Source organism: Pseudomonas sp. A6 (assembly GCF_052367875.1).
Classification (GTDB): domain Bacteria; phylum Pseudomonadota; class Gammaproteobacteria; order Pseudomonadales; family Pseudomonadaceae; genus Pseudomonas; species Pseudomonas citronellolis.
This window is the reverse complement of the sequence record NZ_CP198970.1, coordinates 5,159,902-5,182,149: the sequence shown is the minus strand read 5'-3', so window position 1 is coordinate 5,182,149 and position 22,248 is coordinate 5,159,902. Positions and strand designations below refer to the sequence as shown.

Here is a 22,248-nt window from a genome sequence, read left to right as displayed (position 1 = left end):
TGGAAAACGCTTTCAGGTGCAGACCGCGGCGATGGCTCGGGCCAGGTCGTCCAGGCGGTTGGCGTCCAGCCCGGCGACGTTGGCGCGGCCGCTGCCGACCAGGTACACGCTGTGCTCCTCGCGCAGGCGGCGCACCTGGTCCGGGCTCAGGCCGGTGTAGGAGAACATGCCGCGCTGGATGGCGATGTGCGCGAAGCGCTCGGCCAGGCCGTGGGGCTGCAACGCCTCGACCAGGCCCAGGCGCAGCCCGGCGATGCGCGTCCGCATGGCGGTCACTTCCTCCAGCCAGACCTGCTTCAGCTCGGGATCGCCGAGGATGCTCGCCACCACCTCGGCGCCATGGGCCGGCGGCGTGGACCAGAGGTTGCGCGCCAGGTTGGCCAGCTGGCTGCGCACGTTGCCCAGTTGCTCGGCGTTGGCGGCGCAGACGATCAGCGCACCGACGCGGTCGCGATAGAGGCCGAAGTTCTTCGAGCAGGAGCTGGTCACCAGCAGCTCCGGCAGGCTCTCGGCGAACAGCCGCACGGCGCGGGCATCCTCCTCCAGGCCGTCGCCGAAGCCCTGGTAGGCGAAGTCGATCAGCGGCAGCAGCTCGCGGCGGCGCACCACTTCCAGCACCTTCTGCCAGTCGTTGTAGGCCAGGTCGAAGCCGCTGGGGTTGTGGCAGCAGGCGTGCAGCAGCACCACGTCGCCGTGGGGCACCTTTTCCAGGGTGGCGAGCATGCCTTCCACGTCGAGGTGGTTGTCGGCGCCGACGTAGGGGTAGTGGTGCACCTTCAGGCCGGCCGCGGCGAACAGCGTCTCGTGGATCGGCCAGGTCGGGTCGCTCACCCAGATGCCGCGGCCGGGCAGGCAGCGGGCGATGAAGTCCGCGGCCAGGCGCAGGGCGCCGGTGCCGCCGGGCGTCTGGCTGGCGTCGGCGCGCTGGCTGGCCAGCAGCGGCGAGTCGCTGCCCAGCACCAGCTCGCACAGGCGCGCGGCGAACAGCGCATCGCCGTGGCCGCCGACGTAGCTCTTGGTGGTCTCGTGCTCCACCAGGCGCTGCTCGGCCAGCTTCACCGCGCGGGGGATCGGCGTCAGGCCCTGGGCGTCCTTGTAGACGCCCACGCCCAGGTCCAGCTTGGCCGGGTTGGGGTCGGCGCGGTAGGCGTCGAGCAGCCCCAGGATGGGGTCGCCCGGCACGCGCGGGATGGGGGCGAAGTGGTTCATTTGCGGCCTTCGGCGACCTTGGCCAGCTCGTCGGTGCGCGCGGCCATGATGAAGTCGTTGCGGTGCAGGCCCTTGAGCTCGTGGCTCCACCAGGTGACGGTGACCTTGCCCCACTGGGTGAGCAGGTCCGGGTGGTGGCCTTCTTCCTCGGCGATGGCGCCGACGGCATTGGTGAAGGCCAGAGCGTGGCGGAAGTTCTTGAACAGGTACACGCGCTCCAGCTCCATATGGCCGTCGCGCACCTCGATGTTCCAGTCCGGAATCTGCTTGATCAGGGTCGCCAGTTCCTCGTCGGAGACGTGGGGCGCGTCGGCGCGGCAGGCTTCGCAATGGGCTTGGTTGAGGGCGGTCATGGGGTTCTCCTTGTAGGGTTCGTCACGCAAGACATTGATCTTAGGACTGTAGAGGCGAGCTTGCTTGCGAACCGCATGGCACTGCGTTTGTTCGCGAGCAAGCTCGCTCCTACGAAAAGATAACGGGCAGGCTGTAGGGGTCAGGCTGCCTGCTTCGGCGGGAACTTGGGCGCGTGCAGGCCCAGCTGCATGGCCTGGCGGACCAGCGCCATGATGTCCTGGTGGGCCAACTCGAACAGGCGCTTGAGTTCCGGCAGCACGAAGTACAGCGGCTGCAGGATGTCGATGCGGTAGGGCGTGCGCATGGCCTCCACGGGGTCGAAGGCCTGGTGCTCGGGCTCGCCGGAGAGGCTGTAGACGGTCTCCTTCGGCGAGGAGAGGATGCCGCCGCCGTAGATGCGCCGGCCCTGCGGGGTGTCGAGCAGGCCGAACTCGATGGTCATCCAGTACAGCCGCGCCAGGTACACGCGTTCTTCCTTGCTGGCGGCCAGGCCGAGCTTGCCGTAGGTGTGGGTGAACTCGGCGAACCAGGGGTTGGTCAGCAGCGGGCAGTGGCCGAAGATTTCGTGGAAGATGTCCGGCTCCTGCAGGTAGTCCAGCTCCTCCGGTGTGCGGATGAAGGTGGCCACCGGGAACTGCTGGCTGGCCAGCAATGCGAAGAAGGTCTGGAACGGGATCAGCGCCGGGACGCGGGCCACGCGCCAGCCGGTGGCGGCCTGGAGCACCTTGTTGATCTCGCCCAGTTGCGGGATGCGCTCGTGGGGCAGGGCGAGCTGCTCGATGCCGTCCAGGTATTCCTGGCAGGCGCGGCCTTCGATCACCTTGAGCTGGCGGGTGATCAGGGTGTTCCAGACCTGGTGCTCGGTTTCGGGGTAGTGGATGAAACCGTCTTCGTCAGGTTGGCGGGCCACGTACTGCGTTGTCTTCATGGGTCCTCCGGCTTCGAGGCCTTTGTTGTTTTGATGCCTCATCAATAGCCGCGTCGGCGTGCCCATGCAGCCCCCATGGGCCTTGGGCGAGCGCTGCAAATCCCCTTCGACCGTAAAGAAAAGATTACGAATCGCGCCGAATCGCGAGTCATCGGCTTGCTGCTGGCGTTCGCTGTCACATATTCTTGACGGAAATTTCCGCCTCGCCGGCGAAATCCGGCCGGGTACCGCCCCGCACAACGACAATCTCCGGGCTCGCCATGCGTATCAAAGTCCACTGCCAGAACCGCGTCGGCATCCTGCGCGACATCCTCAACCTGCTGGTCGACTACGGCATCAACGTCAACCGCGGCGAGGTCGGCGGCGAGCAGGGCAACGCCATCTACCTGCTCTGCCCGAACCTGATCAACCTGCAGTTCCAGTCGCTCAAGCCCAAGCTGGAGGTCATTCCCGGGGTGTTCGGCGTCAAGCGCGTCGGCCTGATGCCCAGCGAGCGCCGCCATCTGGAGCTGAACGCGCTGCTGGCGGCGCTGGACTTCCCGGTGCTGTCCATCGACATGGCCGGGCAGATCGTCGCCGGCAACCGCGCCGCCGCGCAGTTGCTCGGGGTGCGCGTCGACGAGGTGCCGGGCATTCCCCTGGCGCGCTACGCCGAGGACCTCGACCTGCCGGAACTGGTGCGCGCCAACAAGGCGCGGATCAACGGCCTGCGGGTGAAGATCAAGGGCGACGTGTTCCTCGCCGACATCGCCCCGCTGCAATCCGAGCACGACGAAAGCGAGGCCCTGGCCGGCGCCGTGCTCACCCTGCACCGCGCCGACCGCGTCGGCGAGCGCATCTACAACGTGCGCAAGCATGAGCTGCGCGGTTTCGACAGCATCTTCCAGAGCTCGCGGGTGATGGCCGCGGTGGTGCGCGAGGCCAGGCGCATGGCGCCGCTGGACGCGCCGCTGCTGATCGAGGGCGAGACCGGCACCGGCAAGGAACTGCTGGCCCGCGCCTGCCACCTGGCCAGCCCGCGCGGCCAGGCGCCGTTCATGGCGCTGAACTGCGCCGGGCTGCCGGAATCCATGGCCGAGACCGAGCTGTTCGGCTACGGCCCCGGCGCCTTCGAGGGCGCGCGCCCGGAAGGCAAGCTCGGCCTGCTGGAGCTGACCGCCGGCGGCACCCTGTTCCTCGACGGCGTCGGCGAGATGAGCCCGCGCCTGCAGGCCAAGCTGCTGCGCTTCCTGCAGGACGGCTGCTTCCGCCGGGTGGGCAGCGACGAGGAGGTGTACCTGGACGTGCGGGTGATCTGCGCCACCCAGGTCGACCTGTCCGAACTCTGCGCCAAGGGCGAGTTCCGCCAGGACCTGTACCACCGCCTCAACGTGCTCTCGCTGCACATCCCGCCGCTGCGCGAATGCCTCGACGGCCTGACGCCGCTGGTGGAGCACTTCCTCGACCAGGCCAGCCGGCAGATCGGCTGCCCGCTGCCGCAGCTGGCGCCCCAGGCCATGGACCGCCTGGGCCGCTACCACTGGCCGGGCAACGTGCGCCAGCTGGAGAACGTGCTGTTCCAGGCGGTGTCGCTGTGCGAGGGCGGCACCATCAAGGTCGAGCATATCCGCCTGCCGGACTACGGCGCGCCGCACCCGCTGGGCGACTTCTCCCTGGAAGGCGGCCTCGACGCCATCGTCGGCCGCTTCGAACGCGCGGTGCTGGAGCGCCTCTACCGCGAACACCCCAGCAGCCGCCTGCTGGGCAAGCGCCTGGGCGTGTCGCACACCACCATCGCCAACAAGCTGCGCCAGCATGGGTTGGGGCAGGGCGGGGAGTCCTGACATCGGAGCTCCGCGCCTGGTCCGGGGTCCGCCCCTGTAGGAGCGAGCTTGCTCGCGAACCCGGATTCCCGGCTGACTCCAGACTATCCACCCACACCGAACAGCCCCCTCTCCCGCTTGTGGGAGAGGGTTGGGGAGAGGGCGATCCAGGCCTTTGCTTCGACGTCATGGTGTCGCGGGCCATGTCCGCGATCGCGGATGAATCCGCTCCTACACCCGTGCCCGACCGTAGGGCGGATAACCGTTCGCGGTTATCCGCCGTTGGCCGTGACGTCGGTCAAACGGCGGATAACGCCGTAGGCGTTGTGCGCCCTACGGGTTGTCCCGTGCCGCCGTAGGATGGTGTTGAGCGAAGCGATACCCATCGCCACAACCGCATGGGTTTCGCAAGCTCAACCCATCCTACGAGAAGCCGTGCCCGCCGGTATGGCAGGAGCGGACTCCGTCCGCGATCACCGACACACGCCAGCCGGATCGCGAATAAGATCCGCTCGGTTTGCCTCTTTGCACCGTGCCTCCCTGTAGGAGCGGACCCTGCCCGCGAATCGCGCGCAGGGCGCGCTCCTACATGGGAATGGTGTGGATGGGGATCGCGTAGGAGCGGACTTCGTCCGCGATAGACCCCCGCCGGTGGATGATGTCACCAGGTCTTTACCCGCTGCCCCTTCACGCAGGCGCGCACCTCGTCGTCGATCAGGTTCCCCGGCTTGATGCACTCGGCCAGGCTCCGTGAGCTGTCGGTGTACTTCATGGGCTGGGCCGTGACCTGGTCGGCCGGGCGCTCCAGGCCCAGGCGGCCGAGCAGGGCGTGCCAGCGCGCCTCGCCCCACTGGCGGCTGGCAGGGTTCTGCCAGAGGGCGCCGGCGCCGATCGCCAGCGCCACCAGCAGGGCCAGTTGCAGCAAATGCCTGAACGCCCGGCGTAGGTGCCACTGCCGCCGGCGCGGCGGTGGTTCGCCGGGCTGGCCGGGGTTCTTCAGGTTCTGCCAGTACCAGTCGCGGTCTTTCTCGGCCATGTCTCGCGGTCCGTCGGGGGAATCCGCGAAGGGTAGCGCCCGGCTCAGCTGCCGGAAAGCAGGCGGCGGGCCAGGCGTTCGTTGCCGGTGAGGTCGGCCAGGTGCTGCAGCTGGTTGTTCTCGTAGGCCTGGTTGAAGGTCGCCACGTCCAGCGCCAGGACCTTGCGGAAGGCCGTCAGCGCCTCGGCGCCGGCCTGGCCGGCCACCTCTTCGCCGTAGCGGGCGATCAGGTCGAGCATGACCAGCGGGTAGCGCACCGGCAGGCCGATGCGCACGTGGATCAGGCCGATGTTCAGGCGCTTGAGCGCGTAGGTGTCGTCGTAGACGCCGCCGAACAGTTCGCAGAACCAGGTGGCCAGGGATTCCCCCAGGCGCTTCTGGTCGGTGATGAACTCGCGGGTGGCCTCCTGGCTCAGCAGGCGTTGGTAGAAGTCCTCGATCAGCGCCGGGCTGGCGGCCTTCGCCTGTTCGGCAAGGCCTGCGAGCAGTGCGCATTCCCTGTCGGACAGGTTCAGCAGGGCGATCAGTTCATGAACGATGGCGGCGTCCTTGGTGGCCCAGGACAGGCGGTCTGCGTGCATGGGGGCTCCTCAGAGAATGCCGTCGAGCGTGGCGAGGCTGTCCGCCACTTCGAGGTTGATCAGGCCCACGTTGCTGTCGCGCGCGGCGACGATCGCCAGGCAGGCCTTGTCGCCGGCCAGGTGGATGAACACCCGGCCGTCCTCCGCCAGCAGGCTCAGCTCCTTCATCGCGCCGCTCTTGAGGGTTTCGCCGATGCGCCGGCCCACGCCCAGGGCGGCGGCGGCCATGGCTGCGATGCGCGCCGGCTCGATGCCATGGTCGCTGATGGCGTCGACGATGGGCATGCCGTCCAGGCTGCCGAGCAGCACCCCGCGGATGCTGGGGACCGACTGCCGGAGGCGGTCGAGTTCGGCTTGCAGGCGTTCTTGTCGGGTCATGGGGTTTCTCCGTGGTGGGGGTCGGGTGATGGGGCGTCGTTGGCCAGCAGCTGTACCAGGACATCGCAGGCGCTCTGCCGGTCGCGGGCGTCCGTGGCGATGACGCGCTGCGGTTGCAGGTCGAAGTAGGCGGCGACCTCGGCCGGCACCCAGGCCTGGTCGTCGGCGTCGCAGTGGGTGAGGGCGACGATGAAGGGCACCGGCTGCACGCTGGTGATCGCCTCGAGGATGCTGCGGGCCTGGCCGAACTGTTCCGGGTGGTCGGCGGCCAGCATCAGCACCAGGCCGTCGGCGCCTTCGCTGAGCAGTTCCCACATGAAGCTGAAGCGCTCCTGGCCGGGCGTGCCGAACAGATGGATGTCGGTGGCGTCCAGGGTGATCCGGCCGAAGTCCAGCGCCACCGTGGTGTTCGCCTTGCCGATGGCTTCGCTGCTGGGCACCTCGGTGTCGACGACGGGGATTTGCGAGAGGTTGCGGATCAGGGTGGTCTTGCCCGAGCCCACGGGCCCGGAGACGACGACCTTGATCGGATGTGCGCTGTCCTGGTTCATGGGCGGAAGAGCCTCTTCAGACGGCTGGCGAGGGTGGAATTGGCATGCCGGGTCGATACGCCGGCGCCCTCGTGGGCGCGCACCGGCCAGATTTTCTTGATCTCCCGCAGGTGCTGCAGGAATGCGCAGGTCTCGCGGACTTCCAGGTTCAGCGCCTGGGCCAGTTGCCGCGCGCTGCAGCCCTCGGTCAGCAGGGGCATGGCCCTGGCCAGGAAGGCGTCGAGCTCGGCCGGCAGCGTCACTGTGCGCCCGCGGATCAGCACGAAGCGCGTGTCCGGATGCACCGACGGCTCCGCCCGGGACGACGGCGCCAGGCTGGCGAGCACCTGGTCGATGGGCAGATGCCGGCCGGGTGTCGCTTCCGTGGGCGGAGTGGGTTCGAAGTGAAAGCTGGCGTTGCCGATCGACTGCAGGACGCGCTTGATCTCGCCCGGGTCGCCGATCGGCTGTTCGAGGCTCAGGCCGAGCAGCTGTTCGTTCTGCAGCCGCAGGCGGAGCCGCCTGCCGTCCGCTTCTTCAAGCGTCAGCTGGCCTGCGCGCTTGCCGATGACCGAGAGGACTTCCGCGAGCGGGAAGTCGGAGAGCTTGCCGAAAATTGCCAAACGAAATGTCCTCCAGGGCGGGGCGGGCGCCCTGTCCTGGAAGGGAGTCAGTGCGCGATTCGTGATGCGCCGAGATGATAATGGGAGGAATTGTTATGACATGCCCGTACTGCTTGTAGGTGATCTCCGAGGGGCGCTGTCGTTTGTGTAGAGTGCTAAGGCTGTTTCCTTCGGTCCCCCATGACCTGGCCGCGCGATGCCTGCGCCGCGTCAGGCCAGCCACGATCGGCGGTGCTTGAGGGCCATGCCCGCCGCCACCATATTGGTGCCCATGAACCGACTCGCCAGCAGCGCCACGCCCGCCGACGTCCTGCAGGGTTTCCACCCCGCCGTCGCCGCCTGGTTCGCCCGCCACTTCGCCGCGCCCACCCCGGCCCAGGTGCAGGCCTGGCCGTCGATCCGCGCCGGGCGCTCGACCCTGGTGGCCGCGCCCACCGGCTCCGGCAAGACCCTCACCGCCTTCCTCTCGGCCATCGACCAACTGGTGCGCGAGGGCCTGGCCAACGGCGGCGAGCTGCCGGACCGCACCTGCGTGGTCTACGTCTCGCCGCTCAAGGCGCTGTCCAACGACATCCGCATCAACCTGGAAGAACCCCTGGCCGGCATCCGCGCCGAGCTTGAGCGCCAGGGCCTGCCGGCCGTGGATATCCGCAGCGCGGTGCGCACCGGCGACACCAGCCAGGGCGAGCGCGAGGCCATGCGCCGGCGGCCGCCGCACATCCTGGTGACCACCCCGGAATCGCTCTACGTGCTGCTCGGCTCCGACTCCGGGCGGCAGATGCTGGCCGGCGCGCGCAGCGTCATCGTCGACGAAATCCATGCCCTGGCCGGCAGCAAGCGCGGCAGCCACCTGGCGCTGTCGCTGGAGCGCCTGCAGGCCTTGTGCGCCGAACCGCTGGTGCGCATCGGCCTGTCCGCCACGCAGAAGCCCATCGAGGCGGTGGCGCGGTTCCTCTGCGGCAACGCCGACTGCCGCATCGTCGACATCGGCTACAGCCGCGCCCGCGACCTGGGCATCGAAGTGCCGCCGGCGCCGCTGGAGGCGGTGATGTCCCACGAGGTCTGGGACAGCGTCTACGACCGCCTCGCCGCGCTGGCCGAGGAACACCGCACCACCCTGGTGTTCGTCAACACCCGCCGGCTGGCCGAGCGCATCACCCGCCACCTGGGCGAGCGCCTGGGGATAGACAAGGTCGCCGCGCACCACGGCAGCCTGTCCAAGGAACAGCGCCTGGGCGCCGAGCAGCGGCTCAAGGCCGGGCGCCTGAAGGTGCTGGTGGCCACCGCCTCGCTGGAGCTGGGCATCGACATCGGCGACGTCGAGCTGGTCTGCCAGGTCGCCTCGCCGCGTTCCATCGCCTCTTTCCTGCAGCGCGTCGGGCGTTCCGGGCACAGCGTCGGCGGCACGCCGAAAGGGCGGCTGTTCCCCACCTCCCGCGACGAACTGATCGAATGCGTGGCGCTGCTCGACAGCGTGCGCCGCGATGAACTGGACGCCCTGGCGATCCCCCGCGCGCCGCTGGACGTGCTGGCCCAGCAGATAGTCGCGGAAGTGGCCTGCCGCGAGTGGAACGAGGACGAGCTGTTCCAGCTGCTGAGCCACGCCCAGCCCTACGCCGGCCTGCCGCGCGAGCGCTTCGATGCGGTGCTGCGCATGCTCGCCGAGGGCTACGCCAGCCACAACGGCCAGCGCGGCGCCTACCTGCACCGCGACGGCGTCCATGGCCTGCTGCGTGGCCGGCGCGGCGCGCGGCTGACCGCGGTGACCTCCGGGGGCACCATCCCCGACGCCGGCGACTATCAGGTGCTGCTGGAGCCCCAGGGCCTGACCGTGGGCACGGTGAACGAGGACTTCGCCGTGGAAAGCCTGGCCGGCGACGTGTTCCAGCTGGGCAACGTCTCCTATCGCATCCTCCGCGTGGAGCCGGGCAAGGTGCGCGTCGAGGACGCCCAGGGCCTGCCGCCGAACATCCCGTTCTGGCTGGGCGAGGCGCCGGGGCGCAGCGACGAGCTGTCGATGAGCGTGTCGCGCCTGCGTGAGCGCCTGGACGCCTTGCTGGCCGAAGGGCAGGGCAGCGACGCGCCCCTGGCCCCGGCGCTGCGCTGGCTGGAGGACGAACTGGGCCTGCAGGAAGCCGCGGCCCGGCAACTGGTGGAATACCTGGCCCGCGCCCGCGCCGCTCTCGGTGTGCTGCCGAGCCAGTCGGCGCTGGTGCTGGAGCGCTTCTTCGACGAATCCGGCGGCATGCAACTGGTGCTGCACTCGCCCTACGGCAGCCGCATCAACCGCGCCTGGGGCCTGGCCCTGCGCAAGCGCTTCTGCCGCACCTTCAACTTCGAGCTGCAGGCGGCGGCCACCGAAGACGCCATCATCCTCTCGCTGTCCACCAGCCACAGCTTCCCGCTGGACGAGGTATGGCGCTACCTGAATTCGAAGAGCGCCGAGCACGTGCTGATCCAGGCCCTGCTCGACGCGCCGCTGTTCGGCGTGCGCTGGCGCTGGAACGCCACCACCTCGCTGGCCCTTCCGCGCTTCCGCGGCGGGCGCAAGGTGGCCCCGCAACTGCAGCGCATGCGCAGCGAGGACCTGTTGGCGGCGGTGTTCCCCGACCAGGTGGCGTGCCTGGAGAACATCGTCGGCGAGCGCGAGATTCCCGATCACCCGCTGGTGGCCCAGACCCTCGACGACTGCCTGCACGAAGCCATGGACTGCGAGGGCTGGCTGGCCCTGCTGCGGCGCATGGAGGCCGGGGAGGTGGCGCTGCACGCCCGCGACCTGCCGGCGCCTTCGCCGCTGGCGGCGGAAGTACTGAGCGCCAGCCCCTACGCCTACCTCGACGACGCCCCGCTGGAAGAGCGCCGCACCCAGGCCGTGCTGAGCCGGCGCTGGAGCGACCCGGAATCCGCCGACGACCTCGGCGCCCTCGATCCCGAGGCCATCGCCGCGGTGCGCGCCGAAGCCTGGCCCGAGGCCCGCGACGCCGACGAGATGCACGAGGCGCTGACCGGCCTGGGCTGCATCCTCGCCGAGGAAGCCCGCGCCAACCTGGGCTGGGAACTGCTGCTCGGGCGCCTGGCCAAGGCCGGGCGGGCGACACGCCTGCGCAGCGGCGCGGCCGACCTCTGGGTGGCCGCCGAACGCCTCAGCCAGTTGCGGGCGGTCTATCCACAGGCACGGCTGGCGCCCGAGCTGGACCTGCCGCTGGCGTTGCAGGAAGGCTGGTCCGCCGAGGATGCGCGCCTGGAACTGCTGCGCGCGCGCCTGACCGGCTTCGGCCCGCGCACCCAGGCACAACTGGCCATGGACCTCGACCTGCCGCCCGCCGACATCGCCTTCGCCCTGGCCGGCCTGGAGCGCGAGGGCTACGTGCTGCGTGGCCGCTTCAGCCCCGGCATCGACGACGAGGAATGGTGCGAGCGCCACCTGCTGGCACGCATCCACCGCTACACGGTGCGCCGCCTGCGCCGCGAGATCGAGCCGGTGGAGCGCGCCGACTTCATGCGCTTCCTGTTCGACTGGCAGCGCGTCTCCAGAACCACCCGGGCGCACGGCGCCGAGGCCTTGGCCGGCGTGCTCAGCCAGCTGGAAGGCTTCCAGGCCGCCGCCGGGGCCTGGGAAAGCGACCTGCTGCCGGCGCGGGTGGCCGACTACGGCATCAACTGGCTGGACGACCTGTGCCGCGCCGGCCGCCTGGTCTGGGCGCGCCTGCCCAGCCGCGGCACGGCGCGCGGGCGCAGCGGCGCCGGGCCGCTGCGCAGCACGCCCATCGTCCTGCTGCCGCGCCGCCAGTTGCCGCTGTGGGGCGCGCTCTGCGCCGATGCGCCGGAGGCCGAGCTGTCCTCGAAGGCGCAGAAGGTGTTGCAGGCGTTGCAGGAGCAGGGCGCACTCTTCTTCGACGAACTTACCAGCGAGGCGCATCTGCTGCGCAGCGAACTGGAAATGGCCCTGGGCGAACTGGTGGCGGTGGGCCGGGTGAACGCCGACAGCTTCGCCGGCCTGCGCGCGCTGCTGCTGCCGGCGGCCAAGCGCAGCCGCCAGGAGCGCCGGGCCCGCACCCCACTGTTCGGCATGGCCGACGCCGGCCGCTGGGCGCTGCTGCGCCGCCCGCGCAGCGAACTGATCGAAGGTCAGCCACCGCGCCTGCAGGCGGAAGTGCTGGAACTCGTGGCCATGACCCTGCTGCGCCGCTACGGCGTGGTCTGCTGGCGCGTGCTGGAGCGCGAAGCCGACTGGCTGCCGCCCTGGCGCGACCTGCTGCGCGTCTACCATCGCCTGGAAGCCCGCGGGGAAATCCGCGGCGGACGCTTCGTCGCCGGCCTCACCGGTGAACAGTTCGCCCTGCCCGAGGCCGTCGGCCTGCTGCGCGAAGTGCGCCGGCGCGAAAAGGACGGCGAATACCTGGTGCTCTCGGCGGTGGACCCGCTCAACCTCGCCGGCACCCTGCTGCCGGGCAGCAAGGTACCGGCAGTAGCCGGCAACCGCGTGCTCTACCGCGACGGCGCCGCCCTGGGCGCGCTCATCGCCGGCAAGCCGGTGCTCTGGGCGGAACTGCCGGCGGAGGAAGTGGCGAAGGTGCGGGAGCTACTGATCCGGCGCTAGATCACGCTTCATGCTTTTCGTAGGAGCGAGCTTGCTCGCGAACCCATGTCGCTCGCGAGCAAACCGCTGCAACCTCAGAACCTAATCCGCCCCGTAAAGGCATCCCTGAGCATCACCCAGTCGCCCATGAACGACCACAGCGGGTACTTGAAGGTGGCCGGGCGGTTCTTTTCGAAGACGAAGTGGCCGACCCAGGCGAAGCCGTAGCCGGCGAAGGGCAGGGCGATGAGCCACAGCAGGTTGCCGCTGGCGATGGCGTAGGCGAGGATCGCCAGCACCAGCAGGCTGCCCACGTAGTGCAGGCGGCGGCAGGTGGGGTTGCTGTGTTCCTGCAGGTAGAAGGGGTAGAACTCGGCGAAGCTGTGGAAACGCTCGGCGGTGTGGGTGGTCATGGCGCACCTCCTGTTGTTGTGATGGCCGCAGTCTACGAAGGCGGCCGATGACTTGCAGATGACCCCTGCAGCCAGTTTAGTATCCAACCCCGCCATTCCTTGCGCGCGCTGACAACAAGAAGAACCGAGATGCCTGAGCGTACCACCCTGTCCAGTTGGGTTCGTGGGATCCTCCTCGCCATCGAGCTGGAGGGGCTGGACAGCCGCGAGCTGTTCGCCGAGCTGGGCCTGGACCTTGCCGTCCTCGCCGACCCGGACGCGCGTTTCCCCCAGGACGACATGACGCGCCTGTGGCAGTTGGCCGTGCAGCGCAGCGGCAATCCGGCCATCGCCCTCAACTTCGCCCGCGTGCACACCCCGGCGTTTCCGGTGCTGGGGTATTCGATGATGTCCAGCCGCACCCTGGCCGAGGCCTTCGAGCGCCTGGAGCGTTACCAGCGGATCATCGCCGAGGGGGCGGACGCGAGTTTCCGCCGCCTGCCCGAGGGCTGCCTGTTCAGCGTGCAGGTGCATGGCGACCGCCTGCTGCCGCCACGGCAGAGCGCGGAAAGTTCGCTGGCCAGCATGATCGCCCTGGTGCGCTGGATCACCGGGCGCGACATCCGCCCGCTGGAGGTCCGCCTGGCGGGCGAACCGCCGGTCGACCTGGCGCCCTACCAGGCGCTGTTCCAGGCGCCGCTCAGCCATGGCCACGGGCAGTGCGCCATGCTGTTTTCCCACGAGGACATGAATGCGCCGCTGCCGACGGCCAACGCCGAACTGGCGCGCCTGCATGACCGTTTCGCCGGCGAGTACCTGGCGCGCTTCGGCAGCAGCCGCTTCAGCCACCAGACGCGCCAGGTGCTGTGCCGCCTGCTGCCCCAGGGCGAGCCGCGGCGCGAGGTGGTGGCGGAAATCCTCCACTTGTCCGAGCGCACTCTGCAGCGGCGCTTGCAGGAGGAGGGCAGCAGCTACCAGCAACTGCTCGACGACACCCGCCGCGAGCTGGCCCAGCAGTACCTGGCGACGCCGCACATGACGCTGCTGGAGATCGCCTACCTGCTGGGGTTCTCCGAGCCGAGCAATTTCTTCCGCGCCTTCCGTCGCTGGTTCGGGGTGACGCCGGGGGAGTATCGGGAGCGGTTGTAGGCGGTCGAGGGAAATTCCATGCCTCCCCGGTGATCGTAGGAGCGGGCCCTGCCCGCGAATCGCGCGCAGGGCGCGCTCCTACATGGCTGTGGCGTATGGGGCAACCCGCAGGAGCGGATCTCATCCGCGAATCGCGCCGATACGTCCGGCCATCGCGGACAAGGTCCTACCGCATGAGCGAGCATGGCTTTTCGTAGGATGGTGTTGAGCGAAGCGATACCCATCACCGCAACCGCATGGGTTTCGCCAAGGCTCAACCCATCCTACGAAAAGCGTCTCGGTGCAGCCGGCAAGACAGTTGCTCCTACGCCCGTGTCTCCTGAAACCGTAGGAGCGGACTCCGTCCGCGATTATCCGCGCAGGCTCAGAAGAACGACCGCGACGCCTTGAAGGTCACGGCGCTGTCGCAATAGGCGTTGTGGCCGGAATAGGCGGTGCAGTCCGTCCCGCTCAGGCTGCTGCCGCTGTAGGAGAAGTTCAGGTCCAGGCCCAGCCAGGGGCGGCTGAGGTTCACCGACCAGTCGTTGAAGCCGCTGACGTAGCCATTGGTCACGCTCACCGGGTTTTCCAGGCTGTAGCTGGCGTACCTGAGCGTCAGGTCGAAGCCCAGCGGCGGCGTCAGGCCCAGGTCGGCGAACAGGGTGGCGCTGCTGCGCCCGGCGCTGTTGCTGTAGGCGGCGCCCAGGCGGCTGCCGAAGATCGACAGGCCGCCGTAGACGTCCTGGGTGTCCAGGTCCGGCCGCTGCGGGTGCACGTAGCGGATGCTGCCCAGCTCGTAGCCGAGGTGGCCATTGCCCAGCGGGCGCTTGAAGCCGGCGTAGGAATCGACTTCGGTGGGCTTGTCCGGCTCCAGGTTGGCGGCCCAGCCGCCGAAGTACCAGCCCGAGTCGTGGCTGGCGTCGAGCCCGCCGTGCAGGCTGTCCAGGCCGCCGGGCTGGACCAGGCCCTGGGCCATGCTGCGGGCCGGCGAGGTGGCGAGCTTGAGGTCGAAGTCGCCGAGCTGGCGCTGCATGACCTGGGCATTGGCGGCCAGGCTGGCGCACAGCGTGGCGCCCAGCAGCAGACGGTGGATGATCATGGCTCCCCCCTCGATCTTCGAAATGCTCCTTGGCAGGTGCGGTCCCCTCCGCACCTTTACAGGGTAAATCCATTCCTTGACCGGGCAATGACCGGCGGTCCATTTGTCGGCCGGAGCGAACCTTTGCGTACCGGCGTTCGTCGAGGTTGCCGGGCCGCGGACTAGCTGCTAAATCTTCCCCAGCATGCGCAGTTCATTCAGCAGGGAGGCCTCCATGGCCATCACATCCGTACCTTCGGCCGACGGCCAGGAACTGACCATCGTCGTTCAGGGCCGCTTCGACTTCGGTGCGCACCAGGAATTCCGCGACGCCTACGAGCGCGTCGAGACCACCCCGCGGCGCTACGTCGTCGACCTCAAGGGCGCCACCTACCTGGACAGCTCGGCGCTGGGCATGCTCCTGCTGCTGCGCGACCACGCCGGCGGCGAACATGCGCAGATCAGCCTGGCGCACTGCAGCCCGGACGTGCGCAAGATCCTCTCCATCTCCAACTTCGAACAACTGTTCCGCATTTCCTGAGCCGTGGCGGTCATGGCCAACTTCCTCACGGTCCTGATCGCCGACGACAACGCCGCCGACCGCCTGCTGCTGTCCACCATCGTCAGCCGCCAGGGCCACCGCGTGCTGACCGCCGCCAACGGCCTGGAGGCCCTGGCGCTGTTCGAGCAGGAGCGCCCGCAGTTGGTGCTGATGGATGCCCTGATGCCGGTGATGGACGGCTTCGAGGCGGCCCGGCGGATCCGCCGCCAGGCCGGCGAGGAGCTGGTGCCGATCATCTTCCTCACCTCGCTGACCGAGACCGAGGCCCTGGTGCAGAGCCTGGAGGCCGGCGGCGACGACTTCCTCTCCAAGCCCTACAACCGGGTGATCCTCGAAGCCAAGATCCGCGCCATGGGCCGCCTGCACCACCTGCAGCGCGAGGTGCTGGCGCAACGCGACCTGATCGCCCGGCACAACGAGCACCTGCTCAACGAGCAGCGGGTAGCCAAGGCGGTGTTCGACAAGGTGGCGCATTCCGGCTGCCTGAACGCGCCGAACATCCGCTACCTGCAGTCGCCCTTCGCGCTGTTCAACGGCGACCTGCTGCTGGCCGCCTACAAGCCCTCCGGCGGCATGCACGTGCTGCTCGGCGACTTCACCGGCCACGGCCTGCCGGCGGCCATCGGCGCCATGCCGCTGGCCGAGGTGTTCTACGGCATGACCGCCAAGGGCTACCCGATCGCCGACATCCTCCGCGAGATGAACGCCAAGCTGAAGCGCATCCTGCCGGTGGGGGTGTTCTGCTGCGCCAGCATGCTCAACCTGAGCTTCCAGCGCGGCCTGCTGGAGGTGTGGAACGGCGGCCTGCCCGACGGCTACCTGTTCCGCCAGGGCCGCGAACTGCAGCCCCTGGTGTCGCGCCACCTGCCGCTGGGCATTCTGGAGCCGGCGGCCTTCGACGAGGCTTGCGAAGTCTTCCCAATGGAGGACGGCGACCGCGTGTTGCTGTTCTCCGACGGCGTGCTGGAGGCGCGCAACCCGCAGGGCGAGATGTTCGGCGAGCAGCGCCTGCGCCAGGTGTTCGAGGAGCAGCGCGACGCTTCGCGGCTGTTCGACGGGGTGAAGGCGGCGCTGGTGCGCTTCCGCGGCGAGGCCCAGGACGACCTGAGCATGCTGGAGGTGGCCCTGGTGCCCGACGCCAGCCTGCAGCGGCCGCCGCTGGCGTTTTCCGAGAGCGGGCTGGGCGGCACCCAGGACTGGTCCTGCAGCTTCGAATTCCGCTCCCCTACGCTGCGTCACTTCAACCCCCTGCCGTTCCTGTTGCAGCTGCTGATGGAGGTGCATGACCTGCGCCCCCGCGGCGGGGCGCTGTACACGGTGCTCGCCGAGCTCTATTCCAATGCCCTGGAGCACGGCGTGATGGGCCTGGAGTCGCGCCTGAAGTGCGACGCCCAGGGCTTCGCCCGCTACTACGAGGAACGCCGCAGGCGCCTGGAAAGCCTCGACCACGGCTTCGTGCGCTTCCACATCGACCTCGCCCCCCATGGCGACGGCGGCCGCCTGCTGGTGCGGGTGGAGGACAGCGGCAACGGCTTCGACGTCAATGCCGTGCTGCAAGCCCAGGCGCAGTGCGCGCCGGGTTCCTTCAGCGGCCGCGGCCTGACCCTGGTGCGCAGCCTGGCCGACCGCTGCCAGTGGTCGGCGGACGGCAAGTCGGTGTCCGTGGAGTTTTTCTGGTCCGCTCAGGCATAATCCGGCACTTCCCGTGCGCCGGCCCTGGCCACGGGTAGCCAGGGAGCGAGCGAATGTCCGATGTGCATCTCGACGATGCCGTACTGAAGGCTTTGCGGGAGGTGATGGCGGAAGAGTTTCCGCTGTTGCTGGACACCTTCGTCGCGGATTCCGAGGAGCGCCTGCGCAACCTCCACGAGGCCTTGGCGGAACTCGACGGCCAGGCCCTGCGCCACGCCGCGCACAGCTTCAAGGGCAGCTGCGGGAACATGGGCGCGCCGGCCCTGGCCGCGCTGTGCAAGCGCCTGGAAGACGCCGCCCGGCAGGGCGACATGGCCAAGGCCGCCGGGCTGATCGAGCAGGTCGAACGCGAGTTCGCCATCGTCCGCATCCTGTTGCGCCAGCAGCGCCTGCAACGTTCCTGACGAGCGATCCGGGAAACTGGCCCGGCCCTTGCTATCTCCGTGTCATCGACGCAAACGAGAACGGAGATCGCCGATGGCTGTCGCCCCGGACATCCTACTTTCGCCGACCGCGCCAGCGAGCCCCCGGACATCCCCGTCCAGGGCCGCGCAGGATTCGGCCAACACCAGCAACGACAAGGGTTCCAGCTTCGCCGACGTCTACGCCCAGGAGAGCCGGCCGGCCGCCAAGGAGCGCCCGCAGGCCCAAACCAAGGCCAGCCGCGACAAGCCGCGCGGGCAGGACGACGCGCCGGCCAAGGACAGCGCCAAGGCGCCGGAAGCCGGCAGCGAGCAGCCAAAGGTTGCCGATGGCGGCAAGCCCTTGCCGGCCCAGGAACAGGCGTCGACCGACGACGACGGCCAGCAGCCGCCCGACCCCAGCCTCGACCCGCTGCTGGCGCTGGCCATGGGCGCGCAGCCGCCGGTGCAGGACAGCGCCGCGCAGCTCGGCCAGGCCCAGCTCAACGCCGCCAACAGCGATGGCGACCTGCAGAAGCTCAACCAGGCCCAGGGCGTGGCCCTGTTGCCGGAAGCGGGCGCCGAGGAGGTGACCCAGGCCCTGCAACTGCCCACCGCCGGCAAGGGTGAAATCAACCTCAAGCTGACCGACGACCAGGGCAAGGGCGACGCCAAGCTGGACATGACCAGCCTGCTGGCCGGCCTCAAGGACGCCCAGGGTTCGACCGAGGCCAAGACCACCGATGCCGCCGGCGAACTGGCCGGGCAGTTGGCCGACGACGTGGCACAGCCCAAGACCGAGACGCGCAACGAGAGCTTCGCCCATCGCCTGGAGGCCATGACCCAGGCGCTCAACGGCACCCCGCAGGCGCTCACCAGCCGCCCGGTCAACCCGCAGGTGCCCGGCCAGCCGGTGGCCATGCAGCAGAACGGCTGGACCGACCAGGTGGTGGACCGGGTGATGTGGATGTCCAGCCAGAACCTGAAGTCCGCCGACATCCAGATGGAGCCGGCCGACCTCGGGCGCCTGGAGGTGCGCATCCACATGACCAGCGACCAGACCCAGGTGACCTTCGCCAGCGCCAGCGCCGGCGTGCGCGAGGCCCTGGACAGCCAGCAGCACCGCCTGCGCGAGATGCTCGGCCAGCAGGGCATGAACCAGGTCAACGTCAACGTCTCCGACCAGTCCCTGGCCCGCGGCTGGCAAGGCCAGGGCCAGCAGCAGGGCAACGCTCGCGGCGGCGCTGCCACGGCGGGCGCGGAAGGCGATGACGAGCCGGTGCTCAGCGGCGTCAGCGAAATCCGCGCGCGGCCGCAGTTGGGTGGGTTGGGGATGGTGGATTATTACGCCTGATGCCGGTCCTGCCGTTCCTACACCACCGGTTGGCAGCGCTTTCGTAGGAGCGAGCTTGCTCGCGAACTGATTCCGCAGCGGGGTTGATTCGCGAGCAAGCTCGCTCCTACGAAGAGCTGGCGGAGCACCCTCGTAGGATGGCGTTGAGCGCAGCGATACCCATCGCCACGGTCGCATGGGCATCGCAAACGCAAAGCCCCGCGCAGCCCCGCACTTCCGCCATCCCGCACGCCGCCCCTCGCTCCGCTCATCGGCAGCCTGTAATATCCGCCGCGGCGGCCGGGCATGACCTGGCACAGCCCTTGCTCCTGTCCTTCTGGACAGGCAACGGACCGCGCAAGTGACGGATTTCTGGCATGGCTAAGAACGATCAGCAGACCACTCCACCCGCCGAGGGCGGCGCCGGCAAGGGCCGGCTCAAGCTCATCATCATCCTGGGCCTGGCCTTCCTGCTGGCGGTCGGGGCGTCGGTGGGCGGCACCTGGTTCTTCCTCAGCCGCGGCGCCAAGCCGGCCGAGGCACCGGCGGCGGAGGCCGGCAGCGGCAAGAAACCGGCGCTCTACGAGATGCTGGCGCCGTCCTTCGTGGTCAACTTCAACCAGGGCGGACGGCAGCGCTACCTGCAGGTCGCCGTGGCCCTGATGGGCCGCGACCAGGCCCAGCTGGACGCCCTGCGCGAACAGATGCCGCTGGTGCGCAACCAGTTGGTGATGCTGTTCTCCAGCCAGAATTTCGACACCTTGACCACCCCGGTGGGCAAGGAGATGCTGCGACAGCAGGCGACCGCCAGCATCCAGGAACTGGCCAAGAAGGCCACCGGTCAGTTGACCGTGGAACAGGTGCTTTTCACCAATTTCGTACTCCAGTAGGTAAGCCGCCATGGCTGTGCAAGATCTGCTCTCCCAGGACGAAATCGACGCGCTGCTGCATGGCGTCGACGACGGCCTGGTGGAAACCGAAGTCGATTCCGACCCCACGGCGGTCAAGTCCTACGACCTGACCAGCCAGGACCGCATTGTCCGCGGTCGCATGCCGACCCTGGAGATGATCAACGAGCGCTTCGCCCGCTACACCCGCATCAGCATGTTCAACCTGCTGCGGCGTTCGGCCGACGTCGCCGTGGGCGGCGTGCAGGTGATGAAGTTCGGCGAGTACGTGCACTCGCTCTACGTGCCCACCAGCCTCAACCTGGTGAAGATGAAGCCGCTGCGCGGCACCGCGCTGTTCATCCTCGACGCCAAGCTGGTGTTCAAGCTGGTGGACAACTTCTTCGGCGGCGACGGCCGCCACGCCAAGATCGAGGGCCGCGAGTTCACCCCCACCGAGCTGCGGGTGGTGCGCATGGTCATCGAGCAGGCCTTCGTCGACTTGGCCGAGGCCTGGAGCGCGGTGCTGCCGATCACCTTCGAGTACGTCAACTCGGAAGTGAACCCGGCCATGGCCAACATCGTCAGCCCCAGCGAGGTGGTGGTGGTCTCCACCTTCCACATCGAGCTGGACGGCGGCGGCGGCGACCTGCACATCACCGTGCCCTACGCGATGATCGAGCCGATCCGCGAGATGCTCGACGCCGGCTTCCAGTCCGACGTCGACGACCAGGACGAGCGCTGGCAGAACGCCCTGCGCGAGGACATCCTCGACGTCAACGTGCCGGTGGACGCCACCGTGGTGCGCCGCCAGCTGCGCCTGCGCGACATCCTGCACATGCAGCCGGGCGACGTGATCCCGGTGGAGATGCCCGAATTCATGGTGATGCGCGCCAACGGCGTGCCTTCCTTCAAGGTCAAGCTGGGTTCGCACAAGGGCAACCTGGCCTTCCAGATTCTCGATCCGCTCGAGCGCCCGCGCTGAGCGCATCCCCCCAGAGGACCCGACAATGGCAGATGAAGACAAAGTGACCCCCGAGGAGCAGGCCCTGGCGGACGAATGGGCCGCGGCCCTGTCCGAGGCGGGCGACGCCAGCCAGGACGACATCGATGCGATGATGGCCGGCAACGCCGCGCCGGCCGCCCCGGTGGCGCCGCGCGCGCCCATGGAAGAGTTCGGCATGGCGCCGCGGGCGCCGACCATCGCCGGCCTGGAGGGGCCGAACCTGGACGTCATCCTCGACATCCCGGTGACCATCTCCATGGAGGTCGGCCACACCGACATCACCATCCGCAACCTGCTGCAGCTCAACCAGGGCTCGGTGATCGAGCTCGACCGCCTGGCCGGCGAGCCGCTGGACGTGCTGGTCAACGGCACCCTGATCGCCCACGGCGAGGTGGTGGTGGTGAACGAGAAGTTCGGCATCCGCCTGACCGACGTGATCAGCCCCAGCGAACGCATCAAGAAGCTGCGCTGATGATGGCCCGCCTGCTCGCGCTGTTCTGCGCCCTGCCGCTGGCGGGGCTGCTGCCCCTGGCCCAGGCCGCCGATGAGCCGGCCGCCGCGCCGGCGCCGGCCATCGTCCACGCCAGCGCCTCGCCGAGCCTGATCACCGGCAGCGCCGGGGCCCAGCTGCTGCAGCTGCTGTTCGGCCTGGTGCTGGTGGTGGCGCTGATCTTCCTGCTCGCCTGGCTGGTGCGCCGGGTGCAGCAGATCGGCCCGCGCGGCAACCAGGCGATCAAGCTGGTGGCCAGCCAGGCCCTGAGCCCGCGCGACCGCCTGCTGCTGGTGCAGGTGGGCGAGGAGCAGATTCTCCTCGGCCTGACCCCCGGGCGCATCACCCCGCTGCACGTGCTCAAGGAGCCGGTGCGCGGCGTCGAGGCCGGCGAGCAGCCGGCGCCGCCGGAATTCGCCCAGCGCCTGCTGGAGCTGCTGAACAAGGACAAGGGCCGCCCGCAATGAGCTTCCCCGCCTTCGCCCAGGCACTGCGCCGTTGCCTGCCGCTGCTGGCCGTGCTGCTGGCGCTGCTCGCGCCCCAGGCCTTCGCCGCCGACCCGCTGCAGGTCTCGGCGATCACCGTGACCACCAACCCGCAGGGCCAGCAGGAATACTCGGTCAGCCTGCAGATCCTGCTGATCATGACGGCGCTGAGCTTCATCCCGGCGTTCGTCATGCTGATGACCAGCTTCACCCGGATCATCATCGTCTTCGCCATCCTGCGCCAGGCGCTGGGCCTGCAGACCACGCCGTCGAACCAGATCCTCGTGGGCCTTGCGCTGTTCCTCACCCTGTTCGTCATGGCGCCGGTGTTCGACAAGGTCAACAGCACCGCGCTGCAGCCCTACCTGAACGAGCAGATCCAGGCCCCGGAGGCGCTGAGCCGCGCCGAGGTGCCGCTGAAGTCGTTCATGCTGGCGCAGACGCGGCAGTCGGACCTGGACCTGTTCGTGCGCCTGTCCAAGCGCACCGACATCGCCAACGCCGACGCCACGCCGCTGACCATCCTGGTCCCGGCCTTCGTCACCTCGGAGCTGAAGACCGCGTTCCAGATCGGCTTCATGATCTTCATCCCGTTCCTGATCATCGACCTGGTGGTGGCCAGCGTGCTCATGGCGATGGGCATGATGATGCTGTCGCCGCTGATCATCTCGCTGCCGTTCAAGATCATGCTGTTCGTCCTGGTGGACGGCTGGGCGCTGATCATCGGCACCCTGGCCGGCAGCTTCGGCACCGTTTGACTAGAGAGGAGGGCGC

General features: G+C 69.0%; 22 protein-coding genes. 12 read left to right on the top strand and 10 right to left on the bottom strand.

The genetic code is table 11. The annotated features are described in order from the left end of the window. Window positions 1–12: 12 nt before the first annotated feature. From ACTWJ5_RS22665 to phhA, 3 genes are all read right to left on the bottom strand, one after another. Complete coding sequence (locus ACTWJ5_RS22665) at window positions 13–1,209, bottom strand: amino acid aminotransferase (RefSeq protein ID WP_253409908.1); 1,197 nt, start codon at window positions 1,207–1,209, stop codon at window positions 13–15. Then, window positions 1,206–1,562 (bottom strand): 4a-hydroxytetrahydrobiopterin dehydratase, encoded by a 357-nt coding sequence (locus tag ACTWJ5_RS22660; protein ID WP_009621600.1) that lies wholly within the window; start codon window positions 1,560–1,562, stop codon window positions 1,206–1,208. The genes ACTWJ5_RS22665 and ACTWJ5_RS22660 overlap by 4 nt, the downstream gene beginning before the upstream one ends. Before the next feature lie 140 nt (window positions 1,563–1,702). After that, entirely contained in the window at window positions 1,703–2,491 is a 789-nt protein-coding gene (phhA, locus tag ACTWJ5_RS22655; RefSeq protein ID WP_116423591.1) for a phenylalanine 4-monooxygenase, read from the bottom strand. Window positions 2,492–2,751: 260 nt separating this feature from the next. On the opposite strand from phhA, the gene ACTWJ5_RS22650 reads away from it, so the two are divergent. Further along, on the top strand, window positions 2,752–4,314 hold the full coding sequence (locus ACTWJ5_RS22650; RefSeq protein ID WP_009621602.1) for a sigma-54-dependent phenylalanine hydroxylase transcriptional regulator PhhR: 1,563 nt from the start codon (window positions 2,752–2,754) through the stop codon (window positions 4,312–4,314). A gap of 640 nt (window positions 4,315–4,954) precedes the next feature. On the opposite strand, the gene ACTWJ5_RS22645 is transcribed toward ACTWJ5_RS22650, so the two are convergent. From ACTWJ5_RS22645 to ACTWJ5_RS22625, 5 genes are read right to left on the bottom strand one after another with little or no spacing between them, the layout of a single operon-like run. After that, entirely contained in the window at window positions 4,955–5,329 is a 375-nt protein-coding gene (locus tag ACTWJ5_RS22645; protein WP_249917321.1) for a hypothetical protein, read from the bottom strand. Window positions 5,330–5,373: 44 nt separating this feature from the next. After that, a complete protein-coding gene (locus ACTWJ5_RS22640) occupies window positions 5,374–5,910 on the bottom strand; it encodes a protoglobin domain-containing protein (RefSeq protein WP_249917320.1) in 537 nt (178 codons plus the stop codon). A 9-nt stretch (window positions 5,911–5,919) separates the two neighbouring features. Then, window positions 5,920–6,288: a roadblock/LC7 domain-containing protein gene (locus tag ACTWJ5_RS22635; protein ID WP_074977084.1), complete on the bottom strand. Its 369-nt coding sequence runs from the start codon at window positions 6,286–6,288 to the stop codon at window positions 5,920–5,922. Then, window positions 6,285–6,839 (bottom strand): GTP-binding protein, encoded by a 555-nt coding sequence (locus tag ACTWJ5_RS22630; protein ID WP_249917319.1) that lies wholly within the window; start codon window positions 6,837–6,839, stop codon window positions 6,285–6,287. Before ACTWJ5_RS22630 ends, ACTWJ5_RS22635 begins: the two co-directional genes overlap by 4 nt. Continuing rightward, the gene (locus ACTWJ5_RS22625) at window positions 6,836–7,441 is read right to left on the bottom strand and encodes a DUF4388 domain-containing protein (RefSeq protein WP_249917318.1); all 606 of its coding nucleotides are present in this window, start codon (window positions 7,439–7,441) and stop codon (window positions 6,836–6,838) included. Before ACTWJ5_RS22625 ends, ACTWJ5_RS22630 begins: the two co-directional genes overlap by 4 nt. Window positions 7,442–7,712: 271 nt before the next feature. Between ACTWJ5_RS22625 and ACTWJ5_RS22620 the strand changes: the two genes are divergently transcribed. Continuing rightward, a complete protein-coding gene (locus ACTWJ5_RS22620; protein WP_444436598.1) occupies window positions 7,713–12,041 on the top strand; it encodes a DEAD/DEAH box helicase in 4,329 nt (1,442 codons plus the stop codon). A 74-nt stretch (window positions 12,042–12,115) separates the two neighbouring features. On the opposite strand, the gene ACTWJ5_RS22615 is transcribed toward ACTWJ5_RS22620, so the two are convergent. Continuing rightward, window positions 12,116–12,433, bottom strand: a complete 318-nt coding sequence (locus tag ACTWJ5_RS22615) for an Mpo1-like protein (protein WP_009621613.1) — start codon at window positions 12,431–12,433, stop codon at window positions 12,116–12,118. A gap of 129 nt (window positions 12,434–12,562) precedes the next feature. Here ACTWJ5_RS22615 and ACTWJ5_RS22610 point away from each other — a divergent pair, with 129 nt between their 5' ends. Continuing rightward, window positions 12,563–13,561 (top strand): AraC family transcriptional regulator, encoded by a 999-nt coding sequence (locus ACTWJ5_RS22610; RefSeq protein ID WP_009621616.1) that lies wholly within the window; start codon window positions 12,563–12,565, stop codon window positions 13,559–13,561. 364 nt (window positions 13,562–13,925) lie between these two features. On the opposite strand, the gene ACTWJ5_RS22605 is transcribed toward ACTWJ5_RS22610, so the two are convergent. Beyond that, window positions 13,926–14,639, bottom strand: a complete 714-nt coding sequence (locus ACTWJ5_RS22605) for a TorF family putative porin (RefSeq protein WP_256512153.1) — start codon at window positions 14,637–14,639, stop codon at window positions 13,926–13,928. 214 nt (window positions 14,640–14,853) lie between these two features. On the opposite strand from ACTWJ5_RS22605, the gene ACTWJ5_RS22600 reads away from it, so the two are divergent. From ACTWJ5_RS22600 to fliP, 9 genes are all read left to right on the top strand, one after another. After that, window positions 14,854–15,159, top strand: coding sequence for an STAS domain-containing protein (locus tag ACTWJ5_RS22600; protein ID WP_074977073.1), 306 nt, complete (start codon window positions 14,854–14,856; stop codon window positions 15,157–15,159). 12 nt (window positions 15,160–15,171) lie between these two features. Then, window positions 15,172–16,872 (top strand): ATP-binding SpoIIE family protein phosphatase, encoded by a 1,701-nt coding sequence (locus ACTWJ5_RS22595; protein ID WP_116423596.1) that lies wholly within the window; start codon window positions 15,172–15,174, stop codon window positions 16,870–16,872. A 53-nt stretch (window positions 16,873–16,925) separates the two neighbouring features. Next, a complete protein-coding gene (locus ACTWJ5_RS22590) occupies window positions 16,926–17,276 on the top strand; it encodes an Hpt domain-containing protein (protein WP_009621625.1) in 351 nt (116 codons plus the stop codon). Window positions 17,277–17,349: 73 nt separating this feature from the next. Beyond that, window positions 17,350–18,627, top strand: coding sequence for a flagellar hook-length control protein FliK (locus ACTWJ5_RS22585; RefSeq protein ID WP_444436597.1), 1,278 nt, complete (start codon window positions 17,350–17,352; stop codon window positions 18,625–18,627). Window positions 18,628–18,983: 356 nt separating this feature from the next. Further along, a complete protein-coding gene (fliL, locus tag ACTWJ5_RS22580) occupies window positions 18,984–19,496 on the top strand; it encodes a flagellar basal body-associated protein FliL (protein WP_074977068.1) in 513 nt (170 codons plus the stop codon). A gap of 10 nt (window positions 19,497–19,506) precedes the next feature. Beyond that, window positions 19,507–20,478 (top strand): flagellar motor switch protein FliM, encoded by a 972-nt coding sequence (fliM, locus tag ACTWJ5_RS22575; protein ID WP_009621629.1) that lies wholly within the window; start codon window positions 19,507–19,509, stop codon window positions 20,476–20,478. A gap of 25 nt (window positions 20,479–20,503) precedes the next feature. After that, window positions 20,504–20,971, top strand: coding sequence for a flagellar motor switch protein FliN (gene fliN / locus ACTWJ5_RS22570; RefSeq protein WP_009621630.1), 468 nt, complete (start codon window positions 20,504–20,506; stop codon window positions 20,969–20,971). A gap of 2 nt (window positions 20,972–20,973) precedes the next feature. Then, window positions 20,974–21,456, top strand: a complete 483-nt coding sequence (gene fliO, locus ACTWJ5_RS22565) for a flagellar biosynthetic protein FliO (RefSeq protein WP_074977326.1) — start codon at window positions 20,974–20,976, stop codon at window positions 21,454–21,456. Next, window positions 21,453–22,232, top strand: coding sequence for a flagellar type III secretion system pore protein FliP (fliP, locus tag ACTWJ5_RS22560; protein ID WP_061562328.1), 780 nt, complete (start codon window positions 21,453–21,455; stop codon window positions 22,230–22,232). The genes fliO and fliP overlap by 4 nt, the downstream gene beginning before the upstream one ends. The last annotated feature ends 16 nt before the right edge of the window (window positions 22,233–22,248 follow it).

Excerpts from the sequence above, each read along its gene's own strand:
- fliN (WP_009621630.1), top strand. The coding sequence starts at position 20,504 with ATGGCAGATGAAGACAAAGTGACCCCCGAGGAGCAGGCCCTGGCGGAC.
- ACTWJ5_RS22605 (WP_256512153.1), bottom strand. The coding sequence starts at position 14,639 with ATGATCATCCACCGTCTGCTGCTGGGCGCCACGCTGTGCGCCAGCCTG.
- fliO (WP_074977326.1), top strand. The coding sequence starts at position 20,974 with ATGGCCCGCCTGCTCGCGCTGTTCTGCGCCCTGCCGCTGGCGGGGCTG.
- fliM (WP_009621629.1), top strand. The coding sequence starts at position 19,507 with ATGGCTGTGCAAGATCTGCTCTCCCAGGACGAAATCGACGCGCTGCTG.
- ACTWJ5_RS22650 (WP_009621602.1), top strand. The coding sequence starts at position 2,752 with ATGCGTATCAAAGTCCACTGCCAGAACCGCGTCGGCATCCTGCGCGAC.
- ACTWJ5_RS22660 (WP_009621600.1), bottom strand. The coding sequence starts at position 1,562 with ATGACCGCCCTCAACCAAGCCCATTGCGAAGCCTGCCGCGCCGACGCG.
- fliL (WP_074977068.1), top strand. The coding sequence starts at position 18,984 with ATGGCTAAGAACGATCAGCAGACCACTCCACCCGCCGAGGGCGGCGCC.
- ACTWJ5_RS22590 (WP_009621625.1), top strand. The coding sequence starts at position 16,926 with ATGTCCGATGTGCATCTCGACGATGCCGTACTGAAGGCTTTGCGGGAG.
- ACTWJ5_RS22635 (WP_074977084.1), bottom strand. The coding sequence starts at position 6,288 with ATGACCCGACAAGAACGCCTGCAAGCCGAACTCGACCGCCTCCGGCAG.
- fliP (WP_061562328.1), top strand. The coding sequence starts at position 21,453 with ATGAGCTTCCCCGCCTTCGCCCAGGCACTGCGCCGTTGCCTGCCGCTG.
- ACTWJ5_RS22645 (WP_249917321.1), bottom strand. The coding sequence starts at position 5,329 with ATGGCCGAGAAAGACCGCGACTGGTACTGGCAGAACCTGAAGAACCCC.
- ACTWJ5_RS22610 (WP_009621616.1), top strand. The coding sequence starts at position 12,563 with ATGCCTGAGCGTACCACCCTGTCCAGTTGGGTTCGTGGGATCCTCCTC.
- ACTWJ5_RS22620 (WP_444436598.1), top strand. The coding sequence starts at position 7,713 with ATGAACCGACTCGCCAGCAGCGCCACGCCCGCCGACGTCCTGCAGGGT.
- ACTWJ5_RS22665 (WP_253409908.1), bottom strand. The coding sequence starts at position 1,209 with ATGAACCACTTCGCCCCCATCCCGCGCGTGCCGGGCGACCCCATCCTG.
- ACTWJ5_RS22600 (WP_074977073.1), top strand. The coding sequence starts at position 14,854 with ATGGCCATCACATCCGTACCTTCGGCCGACGGCCAGGAACTGACCATC.
- ACTWJ5_RS22615 (WP_009621613.1), bottom strand. The coding sequence starts at position 12,433 with ATGACCACCCACACCGCCGAGCGTTTCCACAGCTTCGCCGAGTTCTAC.
- ACTWJ5_RS22630 (WP_249917319.1), bottom strand. The coding sequence starts at position 6,839 with ATGAACCAGGACAGCGCACATCCGATCAAGGTCGTCGTCTCCGGGCCC.
- phhA (WP_116423591.1), bottom strand. The coding sequence starts at position 2,491 with ATGAAGACAACGCAGTACGTGGCCCGCCAACCTGACGAAGACGGTTTC.
- ACTWJ5_RS22640 (WP_249917320.1), bottom strand. The coding sequence starts at position 5,910 with ATGCACGCAGACCGCCTGTCCTGGGCCACCAAGGACGCCGCCATCGTT.
- ACTWJ5_RS22595 (WP_116423596.1), top strand. The coding sequence starts at position 15,172 with ATGGCCAACTTCCTCACGGTCCTGATCGCCGACGACAACGCCGCCGAC.
- ACTWJ5_RS22585 (WP_444436597.1), top strand. The coding sequence starts at position 17,350 with ATGGCTGTCGCCCCGGACATCCTACTTTCGCCGACCGCGCCAGCGAGC.